The sequence below is a fragment of the Actinoplanes philippinensis genome (assembly GCF_900113015.1).
GTDB lineage: Bacteria > Actinomycetota > Actinomycetes > Mycobacteriales > Micromonosporaceae > Actinoplanes > Actinoplanes philippinensis.
Genome location: NZ_FONV01000053.1, coordinates 1 through 1,465 on the forward strand (window position 1 = coordinate 1; position 1,465 = coordinate 1,465).

The window sequence follows — 1,465 nt, forward strand, 5'->3', positions numbered from 1 at the left end:
CCCGTTACCTTTTTGATCGTCCCCGATGGGGACTGCTCGGTCGCTCGGTCCGGTATGACTTACCGCCCCTGTCGTACGCATGATCCGGGGGGTGTTGTCGCCGGACCGGGTGGCGTCGGCGGACCGCTGATAGGGACCCGGCCACCCCTCATGGGTAGGTCTCTCCGTAACGTGGCTGCCGGCAGTCCGACGCTCTGACCAGCGGCCGAGCCACGGTAGACGGTGGGAGGCGAGGCGTGAGCGACGAGTACGGCGTGTTCCTGGGCCTGGATGTCGGCAAGAGCGACCATCACGCGGTCGGGTTGGCCCCGGCGGGTAAGCGGCTGCACGACGCAGCACTGCCCAACACCGAGGCCGGGCTGCGCAAACTGTTCGACAAACTCGGCCGGCACGGCCGGATCCTGGTGGTGGTCGACCAGCCCGCCTCGATCGGTGCCCTCCCGGTGGCAGTCGCCCGGGCGTGCGGGCACCAGGTCGCCTACCTGCCCGGCCTGGTCATGCGGCGGCTCGCTGACCTGCACCCGGGCACCGCGAAGACCGACGCCCGTGACGCCTTCGTGATCGCTGACGCGGCCCGCACGTTGCCGCACACGCTGCGCCGGGTCGACACCGGCGATGACACCCTCGCCGAGCTGGAGGTGCTGGTCGGCTACGACGACGACCTCGCCGGTGAGGTCACCCGCATCGCCAACCGCATCCGTGGCCTGCTCACCCAGATCCACCCACCGCTGGAACGTGTGCTCGGGCCGAAGGTGCAGCATCCGGCCGTGTTGGAGGCGTTGTCGCGGTGTGGTGGCCCGGCCGGGTTGCGCAGGACCGGCCGGTCGAAACTCACCGAGGTCGTCAACCCGCGAGCTCCACGCATGGGCGCCCGCCTGGTCGAGCAGATCTTCACCGCTCTGGACACTCAGACCGTCGTCGTTCCCGGCACCACCGCGGCCGAGACCATCCTGCCGAGGCTGGCGGACAGCCTGATGGGGCTGCTGAGACAGCGTGATCAAGTCGCTGTCCAGGTGGAGGAGATGCTTGATGCGCACCCTCTTTCCCCGGTCCTGATCTCGATGCCCGGTGTCGGGGTCAGGACCGCAGCCCGGATCCTGCTCGAAGTCGGCGACGTCGCCGCGTTCCCGACCTCCGGCCACCTGGCTGCCTACGCCGGCCTGGCCCCGGTGACTCGCCGCTCAGGCACCAGCATCCGCGGCGAACACCCACCCAAAGGCGGCAACAAGCAGCTCAAACGCGCGTTCTTCCTGTCCGCGTTCGCAGCCCTGTCCGACCCGCTCAGCCGCGCCTACTACGACCGCAAGAGAGCCGAGGGCAAGAAACACAATGCCGCCCTCATCTGCCTCGCCCGACGCCGCGTCGACGTCCTGCACGCCATGCTCCGCACCCGGACCCCCTACCAGCACAAACCGGCAGAGAACCTCGCCCTCGCCGCTTGACAGAACCCATAGGGACACCCCCC

Annotated in this window: 1 protein-coding gene; it reads left to right on the top strand. The window is 69.2% G+C overall.

Features of this window, described 5'->3' with window-relative positions; translation table 11 throughout:
- The first annotated feature begins 236 nt into the window (after nt 1–236).
- Nucleotides 237–1,442: an IS110 family RNA-guided transposase gene (locus tag BM290_RS46930; RefSeq protein ID WP_143134234.1), complete on the top strand. Its 1,206-nt coding sequence runs from the start codon at nt 237–239 to the stop codon at nt 1,440–1,442.
- Nucleotides 1,443–1,465 lie beyond the last annotated feature (23 nt).